General features: G+C 61.1%; 16 protein-coding genes. 6 read left to right on the top strand and 10 right to left on the bottom strand.

The features are described from left to right. Positions 1 to 3 precede the first annotated feature (3 nt). The 3 genes from ngg (at position 4) to C4J93_RS18050 (ending at position 3372) form a co-directional block, all read left to right on the top strand. Positions 4 to 1749: an N-acetylglutaminylglutamine synthetase gene (gene ngg, locus C4J93_RS18040; protein ID WP_124430121.1), complete on the top strand. Its 1746-nt coding sequence runs from the start codon at positions 4 to 6 to the stop codon at positions 1747 to 1749. Between the two features lie 136 nt (positions 1750 to 1885). Continuing rightward, a complete protein-coding gene (locus C4J93_RS18045) occupies positions 1886 to 3085 on the top strand; it encodes an osmoprotectant NAGGN system M42 family peptidase (RefSeq protein ID WP_124363698.1) in 1200 nt (399 codons plus the stop codon). 59 nt (positions 3086 to 3144) lie between these two features. Next, positions 3145 to 3372, top strand: coding sequence for a YheU family protein (locus C4J93_RS18050; protein WP_003236706.1), 228 nt, complete (start codon positions 3145 to 3147; stop codon positions 3370 to 3372). Positions 3373 to 3380: 8 nt separating this feature from the next. Here the strand turns inward: C4J93_RS18050 and csrA are convergent, their stop codons facing one another. Further along, positions 3381 to 3584, bottom strand: coding sequence for a carbon storage regulator CsrA (gene csrA, locus C4J93_RS18055; protein WP_124367788.1), 204 nt, complete (start codon positions 3582 to 3584; stop codon positions 3381 to 3383). 127 nt (positions 3585 to 3711) lie between these two features. Next, positions 3712 to 4527 carry an SDR family oxidoreductase gene (locus C4J93_RS18060; RefSeq protein ID WP_124430122.1) on the bottom strand — a complete coding sequence of 272 codons (816 nt, stop codon included), beginning with the start codon at positions 4525 to 4527 and terminating at the stop codon, positions 3712 to 3714. 329 nt (positions 4528 to 4856) lie between these two features. Here C4J93_RS18060 and C4J93_RS18065 point away from each other — a divergent pair, with 329 nt between their 5' ends. Continuing rightward, positions 4857 to 5009: a DUF3309 family protein gene (locus C4J93_RS18065; protein ID WP_003192767.1), complete on the top strand. Its 153-nt coding sequence runs from the start codon at positions 4857 to 4859 to the stop codon at positions 5007 to 5009. Positions 5010 to 5070: 61 nt separating this feature from the next. On the opposite strand, the gene C4J93_RS18070 is transcribed toward C4J93_RS18065, so the two are convergent. From C4J93_RS18070 to C4J93_RS18085, 4 genes are all read right to left on the bottom strand, one after another. Further along, positions 5071 to 7158, bottom strand: coding sequence for an LTA synthase family protein (locus C4J93_RS18070; protein ID WP_124363702.1), 2088 nt, complete (start codon positions 7156 to 7158; stop codon positions 5071 to 5073). A gap of 409 nt (positions 7159 to 7567) precedes the next feature. Further along, positions 7568 to 7759 (bottom strand): PLDc N-terminal domain-containing protein, encoded by a 192-nt coding sequence (locus tag C4J93_RS18075; protein ID WP_003172956.1) that lies wholly within the window; start codon positions 7757 to 7759, stop codon positions 7568 to 7570. A gap of 67 nt (positions 7760 to 7826) precedes the next feature. Then, complete coding sequence (locus C4J93_RS18080) at positions 7827 to 8357, bottom strand: hypothetical protein (protein ID WP_124430123.1); 531 nt, start codon at positions 8355 to 8357, stop codon at positions 7827 to 7829. Between the two features lie 41 nt (positions 8358 to 8398). Further along, a complete protein-coding gene (locus C4J93_RS18085; protein ID WP_124407785.1) occupies positions 8399 to 8914 on the bottom strand; it encodes an ankyrin repeat domain-containing protein in 516 nt (171 codons plus the stop codon). Positions 8915 to 9344: 430 nt separating this feature from the next. Between C4J93_RS18085 and C4J93_RS18090 the strand changes: the two genes are divergently transcribed. Then, complete coding sequence (locus C4J93_RS18090) at positions 9345 to 9623, top strand: DUF3509 domain-containing protein (protein ID WP_003172952.1); 279 nt, start codon at positions 9345 to 9347, stop codon at positions 9621 to 9623. Positions 9624 to 9683: 60 nt separating this feature from the next. Here C4J93_RS18090 and C4J93_RS18095 read toward each other — a convergent pair whose 3' ends face one another. The 4 genes from C4J93_RS18095 to aroC all read right to left on the bottom strand — a co-directional run bounded on the left by C4J93_RS18095 (position 9684) and on the right by aroC (position 12952). After that, positions 9684 to 9953, bottom strand: coding sequence for a response regulator transcription factor (locus C4J93_RS18095; protein WP_124430124.1), 270 nt, complete (start codon positions 9951 to 9953; stop codon positions 9684 to 9686). A 209-nt stretch (positions 9954 to 10162) separates the two neighbouring features. Then, the gene (locus C4J93_RS18100; protein ID WP_124430125.1) at positions 10163 to 10693 is read right to left on the bottom strand and encodes an acireductone dioxygenase; all 531 of its coding nucleotides are present in this window, start codon (positions 10691 to 10693) and stop codon (positions 10163 to 10165) included. After that, positions 10690 to 11850 carry an MFS transporter gene (locus C4J93_RS18105; RefSeq protein WP_124430126.1) on the bottom strand — a complete coding sequence of 387 codons (1161 nt, stop codon included), beginning with the start codon at positions 11848 to 11850 and terminating at the stop codon, positions 10690 to 10692. The genes C4J93_RS18100 and C4J93_RS18105 overlap by 4 nt, the downstream gene beginning before the upstream one ends. 10 nt (positions 11851 to 11860) lie before the next feature. After that, entirely contained in the window at positions 11861 to 12952 is a 1092-nt protein-coding gene (gene aroC, locus C4J93_RS18110) for a chorismate synthase (RefSeq protein WP_124363708.1), read from the bottom strand. Positions 12953 to 13095: 143 nt separating this feature from the next. Here aroC and C4J93_RS18115 point away from each other — a divergent pair, with 143 nt between their 5' ends. Continuing rightward, the gene (locus C4J93_RS18115; RefSeq protein ID WP_124430127.1) at positions 13096 to 14058 is read left to right on the top strand and encodes an alpha/beta hydrolase; all 963 of its coding nucleotides are present in this window, start codon (positions 13096 to 13098) and stop codon (positions 14056 to 14058) included. Positions 14059 to 14118: the final 60 nt, after the last annotated feature.

Genomic DNA, 14118 nt, shown 5'->3' on the forward strand with positions numbered 1-14118 from the left:
TCGATGAAACCTAACGCTGCGGCATATAGCCAACGCTTACTCAAGGGCCAAGCGCCGACCTACGAGCGCCTGCAGGCCCGGCTTGCCGAAGACGGCAGCGCCCAAGGTCCCGAACCGATTGCCGTGCACTGCGGTTGGGGCCGTTTGCTGATCGGGCATACCTTTCCCGACCCCGCCAGCCTCGCCCAGGAGCTGCTCAACGAGCAGCCCGGCGAGCGTGACATTGCGCTGTATGTAGCCGCACCCCAGCAGATCCTGGGGATCGATCCGCAGCAGCTGTTCCTCGACCCTTCCGACACCCTGCGCCTGTGGTTCAGCGATTACCGCCCGGCCACGCGGGTGTTTCGCGGTTTTCGTATCCGTCGGGTACAAAGCGAGGCCGACTGGCAGGCGGTGAACCTGCTGTACCAGGGACGCGGCATGTTGCCCATCGACCCTGAACGCCTGACCCCGCGCCATCAAGGTGGCCCGGTGTACTGGCTGGCAGAAGACGAAGACAGCGGCGCGATCATCGGCAGCGTGATGGGCCTGAACCACCAGAAGGCCTTTCACGACCCGGAAAACGGTTGCAGCCTGTGGTGCCTGGCGGTAGACCCGCAATGCACGCGCCCCGGTGTGGGTGAAGTACTGGTGCGCCACCTGGTGGAACACTTCATGAGCCGTGGCTTGAGCTACCTGGACCTGTCGGTGCTGCACGATAACCGCCAGGCCAAGAGCCTCTATGCCAAGCTCGGTTTCCGCGCACTGACCACCTTTGCGATCAAGCACAAGAATGGCATCAACCAGCCGCTGTTTCTCGGCCCTGGGCCACAGGCAGGGTTCAATCCTTATGCGCGCATCATCGTCGAAGAAGCCCATCGACGCGGTATCGATGTGCACGTGGACGATGCCGATGCCGGTCTGTTCACCCTCAGCCACGGCGGGCGCCGCGTGCGTTGCCGGGAGTCGTTGAGCGACCTGACCAGTGCCATCAGCATGACCTTGTGCCAGGACAAGAGCCTGACCCACAAGGTGCTCAAGGCCGCCGGTTTGCAGCTGCCTTCGCAACAGCTGGCCGGCAGCGCCGATGACAACCTGGAATTTCTCGACGAGCACCAACGCATCGTGGTCAAGCCGCTGGATGGCGAGCAGGGCCAAGGCGTGGCGGTGGACCTGCGGACTATCGAGGAAGTACAAGCGGCGATTGACGCGGCGCGCCAGTTCGACAGCCGGGTGCTGCTCGAAAGCTTCCACGAAGGCCTGGACCTGCGCATCCTGGTGATCGGTTTTGAAGTGGTCGCCGCCGCGATCCGTCGCCCGGCCGAAGTGATCGGCGATGGTCAGCATTCGATCCGTGCCTTGATCGAAGCCCAGAGCCGGCGGCGCCAGGCCGCTACCGATGGCGAAAGCAAGATCCCGCTGGACGCGGAAACCGAGCGCACCCTGAAAGCCGCCGGGTATGACTACCAGAGCATCCTGCTACGCGGCGTGCAATTGGCCGTGCGCCGCACCGCCAACCTGCACACCGGCGGGTGCCTGGAAGACGTCACGGCGATCCTGCACCCGACCCTGGTGGACGCCGCCGTGCGCGCCGCCCGTGCGCTGGATATCCCCATGGTCGGCCTGGACCTGCTGGTGCCCGCCGCCGACCAACCCGAGTACGTGTTCATTGAAGCCAATGAACGGGCCGGATTGGCCAATCATGAACCGCAACCTACCGCTGAGAAGTTTGTGGATTTGTTGTTTCCACATAGTCAGCCGGCCACCTGACCTCTGATCGTTCCCACGCTCCGCGTGGGAATGCCTCAAGGGACGCTCCGCGTCCGTTGTTGTGACGCGCAGCGTCACGGGCTGCATTCCCACGCCGAGCGTGGGAACGATCGCCCTCAACCCATCAGGAGTTTCCATGACCCGAACCATTCCCGAACCGGATCTCGCCTACCTGCAGAAAGTCCTGCTGGAAATGCTCGCCATTCCCAGCCCCACCGGGTTTACCGACACCATCGTGCGCTACGTCGCCGAACGCCTGGAAGAACTCGGCATCCCGTTTGAAATGACCCGACGCGGCACGATTCGCGCCACCCTCAAGGGCCAGAAGAACAGCCCCGACCGCGCCGTCTCCGCGCACCTGGACACCATCGGCGCCGCCGTACGGGCGATCAAGGACAACGGCCGCCTGACGCTGGCGCCGGTCGGCTGCTGGTCGAGCCGTTTTGCCGAAGGCAGCCGCGTCAGCCTGTTCACCGACAACGGGGTGATTCGCGGTAGCGTGTTGCCATTGATGGCTTCCGGGCATGCGTTCAACACCGCCGTGGATGAGATGCCGGTGAGCTGGGACCACGTCGAATTGCGCCTGGACGCCTACTGCGCGACCCGCGCCGACTGCGATTCCCTGGGGATCGGCATCGGTGACTACGTGGCGTTCGACCCACTGCCGGAATTCACTGAAAGCGGTCACATCAGCGCGCGTCACTTGGACGACAAAGCCGGCGTCGCCGCCCTGCTCGCCGCGCTCAAGGCAATCATCGACAGCGGCGAACCCTTGCTCATCGATTGCCACCCGCTGTTCACCATCACCGAGGAAACCGGCAGCGGCGCGGCTGCCGCCCTGCCCTGGGATGTGAGTGAGTTCGTCGGTATCGATATCGCCCCGGTCGCCCCCGGCCAGCACTCCAGCGAACACGCGGTGAGCGTGGCGATGCAGGATTCCGGTGGGCCGTATGACTATCACCTGTCACGGCACTTGCTGCGCCTGGCGGCGGATAACGACCTGCCGGTGCGCCGTGACCTGTTCCGCTATTACTTCAGCGATGCGCATTCGGCAGTGACCGCCGGGCATGACATCCGCACCGCGCTGCTCGCATTCGGTTGCGATGCCACCCACGGTTACGAGCGCACCCATATCGACAGCCTGGCGGCCCTCAGTCGGCTGCTCGGCGCCTACATCCTCAGCCCACCGGTCTTTGCCAGCGATGCGCAACCGGCCCAAGGCTCCCTGGACCGCTTCAGCCATCAGATCGAGCATGAGACGCACATGGAGAGCGATACCCGCGTGCCGTCGGTGGACAGCCTGGTCGGCCAGAAGTCCGACGCCGACAACAGCTGATACTGGCAACCAAGGTCCCGGCACAGTAGCATCGCCGGGACCTGACACCTGAGGCTTGTATGCTGATTCCCTACGACGCGCTTGAAGTCGACACCCTGACCCGCCTCATCGAGGATTTCGTTACCCGCGATGGCACCGACAATGGCGACGACACACCGCTGGAAACCCGCGTATTGCGCGTACGCCAGGCACTGACCAAGGGCCAGGCGTTGATCGTGTTCGATCCGGACAGCGAACAATGCCAGTTGATGCTCAAGCACGACGTGCCCAAGCACCTGTTTGACTGACGGCGAGGCTAAGGGATAGGTACCGGCACCGGATGAGTGGCGCTGGCCTGGCGTTCGAGGATTTTGCGGTAGACCTCAGCGCGATGCACGCTGATCCCTACGGGCGCTTCGATGCCAAATTTCACCTGGCGCCCGTTGATTTCGAGAATGTGCAAGACGATGTCATCGCCGATGGCGATGGTTTCGCCTACAACACGGCTTAAGACCAGCATGGCGGGTGTCCTTTTCGAGTGTCTGGCCCCCGACCTTGCTCGCTTGAAGCGTAACCAGCAATGGCACGCGGCCAAATCAGGCGTCACCTACATGGAGAGGTAATTTACCTGACAGACCGCATCCAGATCAGGCTTTGGTAGCCTGCGCCTTGGCGCGCATTTTATCGGCCATCAGCGTCATCTCGTCATACAGCAACTGCGGGTTTTTCTGCTTGAGCGTCCACGCCATCCGCCCCTGCTCGTGGGGCAGAATCATGAACTCGCCGGCAGCCACGCGTTGATAAATGTAGTCGGCGATCTGCGTCGCCGAGATCGGTGAACTCTCGAGCAACTTGCCCACCTGCGCCTTCATCGCCGGGGTCGGCCCACGGAATGAATCGAGCAGATTGGTCTGGAAAAACGACGGGCATACCACATGCACGCCGATTTCCTGCTGCTTGAGTTCCACCAGCAGACTTTCCGACAGCGCCACCACACCGGCCTTGGCCACGTTGTAGTTGCTCATGGCCGGCCCCTGCATCAGCGCGGCCATCGAGGCGATGTTGATGATGCGCCCCTTGCTCTTTTCAAGCAGCGGCAGGAACGCCTTGCAGCCCTTGACCACGCCCATCAGGTTGATTGCGATCTGCCAGTCCCAGTCTTCAAGAGATAACTCGGCAAAGAACCCACCGGACGCCACGCCGGCGTTATTGACGATGATATCGATGCCGCCAAGCTTCACCTCGCAGGCCTGGGCGAACGCGGTGAGCTGGCTGTAGTCACGCACATCGCAGCGCTGGGTGAAACCATCGCCACCGGCTTCGCGCACCAGCCTGAGGGTTTCCTGCAAGCCAGTTTCGCTGACATCCGACAAGGCCAGCTGCCAACCCTCGCGGGCCCAGCGCAGAGCGATTTCACGACCCAGGCCGGACCCGGCGCCAGTGATCATAATGCGGTTTTGCATAGGAAGTAGCCTTGTGGTTCACCAGAGGAGTGACCGGCAGTGTAGCGAAGGTTTTTGCCGCGCCCACGCACCATCAGAGTGATGAATGCCCCAGGCAAACCGTGGGCTCGGTCGGATGCGCGCGCATAGCCTAAGTTCAATATTTTTCAACTAAGTTGATGTATTTGCGCAGGTGTTAAAAGAAATAAGCGAGCAACCAAATTGCTTTAAAAAAATACGGAATTTTCTGTGAAGTGACAGAGTCGGAGTTGTTAAGCCGTCCATAATCAAGTGGACGAGACTCCCGCTGAATAACCGGTCTTTACGCAAGGCCTATAAGGAATAAAACCATGAGCCTGATCCTGATCATTATCCTGATTCTACTGTTGGTCGGCGGCCTGCCAGTGTTCCCGCACTCGCGTAACTGGGGTTATGGCCCGTCGGGTATCCTGGGCGTAGTGCTGGTCGTTCTGCTGGTGCTGTTGCTGCTCGGCAAGATATAAACGCTGCGTACGCAGATAAAAAAAGAGGCCTCGATTGAGGCCTCTTTTTTTTGCCGATGCGTTAGTCCGGCTTACCGTCTATCACGCCTGCGGTGTTATCCAGCAGGCTCTTGGTGGCGGTTTGCAGGAACGACTCGAGTTTCTGCTTCAGCGCCGCTTCGTCGGGCGATTCGGCGATTACTTTGCCGGTCGGGTTGGCGCCCAGTTCGTATTGCCACAGTTTGGGTGGCATTTCCTTGGGCAAGACCAGCACGCGGTCAGCCGTGAGCAGGGCGACGGTCTGGTCGCTGCCCGACGGTTTGATCACGCCGAAGCCTTTGTCGCCTTCCGGCAGGTTGAGCAGGTCGCGGCCCCAGCACTGGTGCAGGGTGTCACCGCCCAGGCGGCCCATGATGGTCGGGACAATATCGATCTGTGTGCCCACGGTGTGGTCACGCTCGCCGAACTTTTCCTGCATGCCCGGCGCGATCATCAGCATCGGTACATTGAAACGGCCCAGGTCCATCTCGGTGATCTGCTGCTCGTTACCGAAGCCGTGGTCACCCACCACCACGAACAGGGTTTCCTTGAAGTACGGCTCCTTGCGGGCCTTCTCGAAGAACTGGCCCAGCGCCCAATCGGAGTAACGCATGGCGGTCAAATGCTCGTTGAGGCTGCCACGGTCAGTGACTTTCTCGACCGGCAATGGCGTCGGCAAGGCGTACGGGGTGTGGTTGGACAAGGTTTGCAGCAGCGCGTAGAACGGCTTGCCGCCTTCGCGGGCCTTCAGTTCTTCCAGGCCACGGTTGAACATGTCCTGGTCGGACACGCCCCAGGTCGGGTCGGAAAACACCGGGTTGACGAAGTCATTGCGGCCAATGAAGTTGGTCATGCCCTGGTTGCTGAAGAAGCCTGACTGGTTGTCCCAGGCAAAGTCGCCGTTGTAGACATACACATCATTGAAATCACGCGCGCTGAGCAACTGCGGCAGGCCCGACAGCTTGTGGCTGCCTTCGGGGGTCTGCATCAGGTATTCGAAGCCCGGCAGGTTCGGGAAGCAGGCCATGGTGGCGAACATACCCTGGTGGGTGTGGGTACCGTTGGAGAAGAAGCGATCGAACAGCAGGCCTTCCTTGGACAACTTGTCGAAGTACGGCGTGATGTTGCCTGGACGGCCCAGGGCGCCCACCGAGTGACCGGCGAAGCTTTCCATCAGGATCACTACCACGTTCTTGATCGGCAGGGTCTTCTCGGCCGGTGGCGTGAAATCACGGCGCACGGCAGCGGTGTCGGTATCCACCAGTTTTTCGCTCGGCAGCACCAGCATGTCCCGCACGGTCTGGGTGGCCAGCGGTTGCTCCAGGGTGGCCTTCCAGATGTTGGAGCGATCTTCGGAGAAGCGCGACTTGGCCGCAGCGATCAGCGACAGCGTGCCATTGAGGCCAAGCTGGTTGGCGAAGTTCGAATCAGTAGTGTAGACATCCCCCCAACGCAGCGGCGGACCCTGGCGCAGGGTGCCGCGGATGGCGACCACTGCGACCAGCAGGCACACCACGAACACCGCGATGCGGCTGTACCACGGCGCCACCGGGCGCGTGCCGATGCTGCCGCCACTGAACGGGCCACGCGGGCGCGTTGCGCGGTCGGCGCCCTTGAAGGCCATGCTCAGGATCAGCGTGCCCACGGCCCAGGCCAACAGGTAACGCACCACCGGGAACCCGTACCAGAGCATGCTCATCACGGTTTTCGGGTCTTCCTTCACATACTGGAAGACCAGGCCGTTGAGGCGCTGGTGGAACTCACGGTAGAAGTCCATCTCCATCAGGCCCAGGAACAGCGCAATGCTGGACGCGACGGTCAACCACAAGCGGAAGAACCCACGCGCCGCCATCGCCCGTACGCTGAACAACGCCAGCAACAGCGGGATCAGCAGGTACATCACCAGGCGGATATCCAGGCGCAGGCCATTGGCGAACGCTTCCAGGAAGGTCGAGGCCGGTGTGTCGAGGATCATCTCGCGGTTGTAGACCAGCAACGCCAGGCGCAGCAGGGAGAACATCACCATCATGACCAGTGCGCAAAGCAGCGTGTACGCCAGATGGGATTTGACGGTCGGTTGCAGCAGGCGATTTGAAGCGCGCGGCTGATTCAGGGCGTCCGGGTTTGCCATGTCGTTTTAGGACCCATTGGAAGTTGAAGTTGCGAAATAATGCAGTGGCGTCCGTCCCTCGCCCAGGCTGGCCGGGGTGGGCGGTTAACGCGGTGGGGCAAATGGTGCCCGATCAACGGCATCAACGCTATAAATTACTGAACGAGCGCCGTCGGCCTGCCTTTATAGGAACTAGGGGATAGAGCCGTGGCAGCGGAACAAAGCGGGCGAATTGTCTTGGATGGGATGTGAAAATTTCGTGCAGCGAATATTTCGACACACAAATCTATCAAACATACCGGAGGCAAATGTGGGAGGGGGCTTGCCCCCGATGGCGGTGGGTCAGCACTGTATCCGTTGCTGACTCACCGCTATCGGGGGCAAGCCCCCTCCCACATTGGCGGTGCCCACTCCAGAAGGAGCGGGTTGCTTAGATGCGCACGTTACCGCGCGGCCCGGCGATCGCCCAGATGATCAGGCCCAGTACCGGCAGCAGCAGGATCAGCAAAATCCACAGCACCTTGGCGCCCGTGCTCGCGCCGCTTTTGAACACGTTAATGATCGCCCAGATATCCAGCGCGAGGATGATCAGGCCAATCAGGCCGTTGAAAGTGGAACCCATGGTGTCGCTCCTAAGTGAGGGCATGCCCTTGTAGGATAGTCAGCCCTGGCCGGGGTTCCGTTTTATTTCAGACGTGTACGGCAATCTTCAGGGCTTCCAGCGACGGTTCGGCCTGGATGCCGACCTCGGCGCACAGCTCCAGCACGCGCGGCAGGTCATTGCCGAACACCAGCACGGCCTGGATGTCGTCATCGAGCAACTGGCTGAAGTTGAGCAGCACATAGCCGCCGTCTTCCGGGCTCAGGGCGCTCATTTGGATCTGGATGCGGTTGAGGGCCGTCAGGTCTTCGGTCTTCGCCAGTTGCTTGGGCTTGAGGTTGAATGCCACGCCCGGACCAAACGAGGCGACGATCTGGGCAAACAGGTCGGCGTAGCTGTCGGCCTGGAACAGTACGGTGTCCGGCAGGCTGCCGATGACCACCCACTCCCCCAGCGGAATCGGGAAGGTGTCGTCGTAGTTGATATCCGGATTGGCCGCCAGAAAAGCCACAGGGTCCGCGTAGGCCTGAGCCGCTTCGTCGGCGATACGCACCACCTCGTCCTCGGCCATGACGCCGGCGCTGATTTTGCTGATGAGTTCGACGAGAGCGGTTTTCATGGGATGGTCCTGTGACGGGCGGGTTTTCGAGGGCGCGTAGCCTACACCAGTTTTTGCAACAACGCCGCCGTATCCACGGCCCCCATGGTCTGCGCCGCTGCCAGCGCCGTCGCGCCCTGGGCGTCGGTAGCCTTGGGATTGGCCCCTTGGCCGAGCAGGTATTCGAGCATTTCGACGCGGTTGAACATGGCCGCCATCATCAATGCCGTGCGCCCATCCGAAGAAGCCGCTTCAACCGGGGTTCCGCCCTCGATCAGCGCCTTGACCACGGCCAGGTTGCCCTTAAAGGCCGCACCGGCAATCGGCAGTTGATTCTTATCGTTGGCAATCAACGGATCGGCCTTGAACTCCAGCAGCACTTTTACTGCCTCGGCATGGCCGTGGTAGGCCGCGAGCATCAGCAGCGTGTCGCCATTGTGATTCCGAAAGTTGGCCGGCAAGCCTTTGGTCAAGAGCGCTGCGAGCATGGCGGCGTCGCCTTTGCGGGCGACGTCGAAGACTTGCTCGGCGAATTCGGCGGCTTCGTCTTCGGTCATCTGTTTGGGCTGAGTCGACATGTAGGGCTCCTGTGTGATGCTGTATATGGCGCCCAGTGTCGCGATGGAGTTCCCTGCTGTCATGGATTTTTTGTCAAAAATGCCGATAGGCACAATCAATAGCGAACGTGGTGCCAACCCTTCTTTAGCTGTACACGCGGGACTCAAACTGTGCTGTCTCCCGATGAGCGCCTGCGGCCTGAATGGAATTTATCCGCGAAACCCACGGTCATAATCGGTAGGGAAAATGCATTGCGCGTGAAAAGTAACCGGTTGGATAACGCAAAATGCAGGATGCACGATAGCCCTTCATGCAAATTGCACGAAAACGAAAATCCTGAAAAATTATAAATTATTGATTTATAAGGATTTTTCAAGACACTCAATACTGGCACAATCACTGCACCTATCACTCCATGCTTGCCCACTTGAGCCAATGGAGCTGATAGACATGAGCCTGATCCAAGATAAATTCGCTTCGGTATTTTCCAACTACGACGTCACCACCCAGCCACGTCCGGACGGCGGCATCCTGTTGACCCTGCGCAACAGCGAAGGCAAGCAGGTGAAACGCTCGATCTCGTATCAGCAGTTGCACACCGCCGACCAACTCACTTGGGTGATCAGCGCGATCCGCCGCGACCTGGCCGAACAAGCCAGTGAACTGCCGCAAATTTCGATGCTGCAAAGCCAGAACCGCTTTGCCTTGCCGACCTACCACTCGGCATAAGCCTCACCCAGCTACAAAGGGCTGCGACGCCGTTGAGCGTCGCGGCCCTTTTTTATGCCGTCAGCACAGGCCCTGGCGCGCCGCCTCATTCATCGCCTGCACGCGGTTATTCACATCGAGCTTGCCGTAGATATTGCGCAGATGGAATTTGACCGTGGCCTCCGAGGTGCAGCGAATCTTGCTCATCTCCCAAATGGTCTTACCTTCGGAGGCCCACCGCAGGATCTGCAGCTCCGTCTTGGTCAGGGGCTTGCCGAGCAAACTCAAGCGTCTTCTGATAACCGTCGGCAAAACTTCCAACGGCTGAGATAACTCCTCGGGGCGATTCATTACTTTCTCCTTTTTTTATATGCTAATGCGCTGTCACCCTTCGGATTCTTCCTATAGACAGCGACATAAACATTGAACGAGGAGAGAGTTACATAACACGCGAAATGAGAGAGCAAGGCCGAGGATAAACAGCCAAGCCCTACATGTATTTAGGCTTCTTCCCACAGCACATTCCAACTTGCCGGGGTTGAACATTTAAGAGTCTTGTATTAGTCGTCCAGCTTGGCAAAGTCACGGGCGATGTCATTACCGGTCAAGGTCGGCACCGAACCCTCTGCAGTATTGAACATATGCAGCGCGACAAAATGCGGGTTCTCGCCCATGTCGAACCAATGGGGCATGTTGGCGGGCACGATCAGCAGGTCGTTCTTTTCACACCGCACGCCGTAGACATAATCGCCAATGCGCAACGCGAACAATCCCTGGCCCGCGATGAAGCAGTGCGCTTGATCTTCACGGCAGGTGTGCTCGCTCAGGCGCTCGGCCGGCAGCACGTCCTTATGGGGATGATCACCGGTCACGCTGATCACCTTGACGCGGGCGTAGCCAAGCGCCTCGATCTGCAACTGATACGCCGCAATCATCTGCGCCTCGCTGGCGCCCTTTTCCAGCGCGCCGGGCTGCCAGCGCTCAAAGCGCACGCCTTTTTCGGCCAGGGTCGACTGAATGTCGTCGAAGTGGGTCAGTACTTTGTTCGGGGTGTCGGGTGTAGTGAGGGGGTAGACAGCGACGTAGCTCATTGCACGGTTCCTTGGTTCGGCTCTTGCAATCGAAGGCCAATGATAACGGCGGCAGCCAGGGCCGCGATGCTGGCGATACTGAAGGTGAGGGTCGGGCCCAGCAGGTTCCAGCTATAACCGGCATACAGCGCACCCAGCGCACCACCGGTGCCGGCCAGCGCGGCGTAAAGCGCCTGGCCCTGGCCTTGCTGGCGATCGCCGAAACTGCGCTGCACGAAGGCAATGGCCGCCGCGTGGAAACTGCCGAACGTGGCGGCATGCAGCACTTGCGCCAGCAGCAGCACCCAGAAAAATTCGGCAAACGTACCGAGCAGCAACCAGCGCAGCGCCGCCAGCAGGAAACTGGCCAGCAGCACCCGGCGCACGGAAAAGCGCGTCAGGATGCGACTCATGCCCAGGAACATCAACACCTCCGCCACCACCCCGAGAGCCCACAGCAGGCCGATCACGCCACGGCTGTAGCCCAGGTGTTCCAGGTGCAGCGTGAGGAAGGTGTAATACGGGCCATGACTCAGCTGCATCAACGCCACACAGGCATAGAAGGCCAGCACGCCGGGGCTGCGCAATTGGCGGATAAACCCGTCACCGGCCAGGCGCTTGCCGTGGCTGGCGGGCTGCGCGTTCGGCACCCACAGGCTGGCGCCGATGATGCCGGCCATGATCACCACGACCACCACCGGGTAGATATCCACGCTCAGCCAGTCGAACAGGCGGCCCATGATCACGACGGTGAGGATAAAGCCGATGGAGCCCCACAAGCGTATCTGGCTATAGCGCGAGGTTTGCTGTTGCAGGTGAGCCAGGGTGATCACTTCGAACTGCGGCAGTACCGCGTGCCAGAAGAACGCATGCAAGGCCATGACCAGGGCCAGCCAGGCGTAGGTCTTGCTGACGAAAATCAGCGAAAAACTCAACAGCGTGCACACCGCGCCAAAGCGCACGATGGCCAGGCGTCGCCCGGTGTAATCGCCCAGCCAGCCCCAAAGATTGGGCGCCACGCAGCGCATCAGCATGGGAATGGCCACCAGCTCGCCGATACGCGCGCTGGAAAAGCCCAGATGATCGAAGTACAACGCCAGGAATGGCGCCGTCGCCCCGAGCAGGGCGAAGTAGAACAGGTAAAAGCTGGAGAGGCGCCAATAAGGGAGGGCTGTCACCTTCAGCCCTTCACAGCTGGCCCAGTACCGGCGTACTCACCTGCACATCAGCGTTTTGCCCGCGGTTGCGCAGCAGGTGGTCCATCAACACGATGGCCATCATTGCCTCGGCAATCGGCGTGGCGCGGATGCCGACGCACGGGTCGTGGCGGCCTTTGGTGATCACGTCCACCGGGTTGCCATGCACATCGATCGAGCGGCCCGGCGTGGTGATGCTCGACGTGGCCTTGAGCGCCAGGTGCGCCACGATCGGCTGGCCCGAGGAGATACCGCCGAGGATGCCACCGGCGTTGTTGCTGAGGAAACCCTGCGGGGTCATCTCATCGCGATGCTCGGTGCCGCGTTGGGCCACACAGGCGAAACCGGCGCCGATTTCCACACCCTTGACCGCGTTGATACTCATCAGCGCGTGGGCCAGTTCGGCGTCGAGACGGTCGAAGATCGGCTCGCCCAAGCCCGGCTTGACGCCCTCGGCCACCACGGTGATCTTGGCACCGACCGAATCCTGATCGCGGCGCAATTGGTCCATGTAGGCTTCCAGTTCTGGCACCTTGTCCGGGTCGGGGCAGAAGAAGGCGTTGTCTTCGACGCTGTCCCAGGTCTTGAACGGGATTTCAATCGGGCCGAGCTGGCTCATATAGCCACGGATGACGATGCCCTGGGTCGCCAGGTACTTCTTGGCGATGGCACCGGCCGCCACGCGCATCGCGGTTTCGCGGGCCGAGCTGCGACCGCCGCCACGGTAGTCGCGTTCGCCGTATTTGTGATGGTAGGTGTAGTCGGCGTGGGCCGGGCGGAACAGGTCCTTGATCGCCGAGTAGTCCTTGGACTTCTGGTCGGTATTGCGGATCAGCAGGCCGATGGCGCAGCCGGTGGTGCGGCCTTCGAACACACCGGAGAGGATCTCGACTTCATCGGGTTCCTGGCGCTGGGTGGTGTGACGGCTGGTGCCGGGCTTGCGCCGGTCCAGGTCACGTTGCAGGTCTTCCAGCGACAGCTCGAGGCCGGGCGGGCAGCCGTCGACAATGGCGACCAACGCCGGGCCATGGCTTTCGCCCGCGGTGGTGACAGTGAACAGCTTGCCGAAGGTATTGCCGGACATGCAGGGCGCTCCGTGAAGTCAGTTGAAACAAGTCAACCGTAATAACTTAAGGCGGCCAGTATACGCAGGCTAACCCACTAGTTCATCCTCGAAACCTTACCGGTAGACGTTGGTCCAACCGGCACCTCTCCAATGATGGCGCGATGATGCTGCGAGTTTTGCTGTTCACCCTCACCTTGTTTACCGTCGCGGCCCAGGCCGCCTCCCCTGTCGTACTGCAACGGCCGATCAGCCTGGACACCGGCAGCGGTGAGCTGTTTGGCTCGCTGCTACTGCCGCAGTCCGAGCAACCCGTGCCGGTGGTGCTGATCATCGCCGGCTCAGGCCCCACCGACCGCAACGGCAACAGCGCCGATGGCGCGCGCAATGACAGCCTCAAGCGCCTGGCCTGGGTGCTGGCCCGGCACAATATCGCCAGCGTGCGCTATGACAAACGCGGCGTGGCCGCCAGCCTTGCCGCGACCCCTGACGAGCGCAACCTGACCCTCGACGCCTACGTGTCCGACGCCGTGGCCTGGGGCAAGTTGCTCAAGGCCGACAAGCGCATGGGCCCGCTGATCGTGCTGGGCCACAGTGAGGGCGCGCTGGTCGCCGCCCTCGCCGCGCCGCAATTGAGTCCGGCCGGGGTGATTTCCCTGTCCGGCAGCGCCCGCCCGGTCGATCAAGTCATTCGCCAGCAACTGGCCGATCACCTGCCCCCGGCCCTTCTGCTGCGCAGTAACGACATTCTCGACCACCTCAAGGCCGGCCAGGTGGACGCCGATGTGCCGCGCCCGCTGGAAGGTATTTTCCGACCCAGCGTGCAGCCTTATCTGATCAGCCTGTTCCGCGCCGATCCGTCGGCGGCCTTCGCACGGCTGACCATGCCTGCCCTGATCATTCAGGGCACCAACGACATCCAGGTCGGCGTCGGCGATGCCCAGCAGCTGAAAAAGGCCAAGCCGGATGCGCAGTTGACGGTGGTCGAAGGCATGAACCATGTCATGCGCATCGTGCCCAACAACGTCAAGCAGCAACTGGCGTCCTACAACGACCCGAAATTGCCCCTCGCCGCCGAACTGGGCGAGCGGATAGTGCGCTTTATCGACGGACTTACCTCTGGTTAAGCGGCAATTGGCCTCCAGTCCTGAAGAAAGCGGCCGATAAGCCCAGAGTCGACCGTAAAA

Source organism: Pseudomonas sp. R2-37-08W, assembly GCF_003851705.1.
Taxonomy (GTDB): domain Bacteria; phylum Pseudomonadota; class Gammaproteobacteria; order Pseudomonadales; family Pseudomonadaceae; genus Aquipseudomonas.

What these genes read in the sequence shown, in the direction of transcription:
- C4J93_RS18045 (WP_124363698.1), top strand. Translation starts at nt 1,886, where the DNA reads ATGACCCGAACCATTCCCGAACCGGATCTCGCCTACCTGCAGAAAGTC.
- C4J93_RS18065 (WP_003192767.1), top strand. Translation starts at nt 4,857, where the DNA reads ATGAGCCTGATCCTGATCATTATCCTGATTCTACTGTTGGTCGGCGGC.
- C4J93_RS18050 (WP_003236706.1), top strand. Translation starts at nt 3,145, where the DNA reads ATGCTGATTCCCTACGACGCGCTTGAAGTCGACACCCTGACCCGCCTC.
- csrA (WP_124367788.1), bottom strand. Translation starts at nt 3,584, where the DNA reads ATGCTGGTCTTAAGCCGTGTTGTAGGCGAAACCATCGCCATCGGCGAT.
- ngg (WP_124430121.1), top strand. Translation starts at nt 4, where the DNA reads ATGAAACCTAACGCTGCGGCATATAGCCAACGCTTACTCAAGGGCCAA.
- C4J93_RS18100 (WP_124430125.1), bottom strand. Translation starts at nt 10,693, where the DNA reads ATGAGCTACGTCGCTGTCTACCCCCTCACTACACCCGACACCCCGAAC.
- C4J93_RS18090 (WP_003172952.1), top strand. Translation starts at nt 9,345, where the DNA reads ATGAGCCTGATCCAAGATAAATTCGCTTCGGTATTTTCCAACTACGAC.
- C4J93_RS18070 (WP_124363702.1), bottom strand. Translation starts at nt 7,158, where the DNA reads ATGGCAAACCCGGACGCCCTGAATCAGCCGCGCGCTTCAAATCGCCTG.
- C4J93_RS18080 (WP_124430123.1), bottom strand. Translation starts at nt 8,357, where the DNA reads ATGAAAACCGCTCTCGTCGAACTCATCAGCAAAATCAGCGCCGGCGTC.
- C4J93_RS18115 (WP_124430127.1), top strand. Translation starts at nt 13,096, where the DNA reads ATGATGCTGCGAGTTTTGCTGTTCACCCTCACCTTGTTTACCGTCGCG.
- C4J93_RS18060 (WP_124430122.1), bottom strand. Translation starts at nt 4,527, where the DNA reads ATGCAAAACCGCATTATGATCACTGGCGCCGGGTCCGGCCTGGGTCGT.
- aroC (WP_124363708.1), bottom strand. Translation starts at nt 12,952, where the DNA reads ATGTCCGGCAATACCTTCGGCAAGCTGTTCACTGTCACCACCGCGGGC.
- C4J93_RS18095 (WP_124430124.1), bottom strand. Translation starts at nt 9,953, where the DNA reads ATGAATCGCCCCGAGGAGTTATCTCAGCCGTTGGAAGTTTTGCCGACG.
- C4J93_RS18085 (WP_124407785.1), bottom strand. Translation starts at nt 8,914, where the DNA reads ATGTCGACTCAGCCCAAACAGATGACCGAAGACGAAGCCGCCGAATTC.
- C4J93_RS18075 (WP_003172956.1), bottom strand. Translation starts at nt 7,759, where the DNA reads ATGGGTTCCACTTTCAACGGCCTGATTGGCCTGATCATCCTCGCGCTG.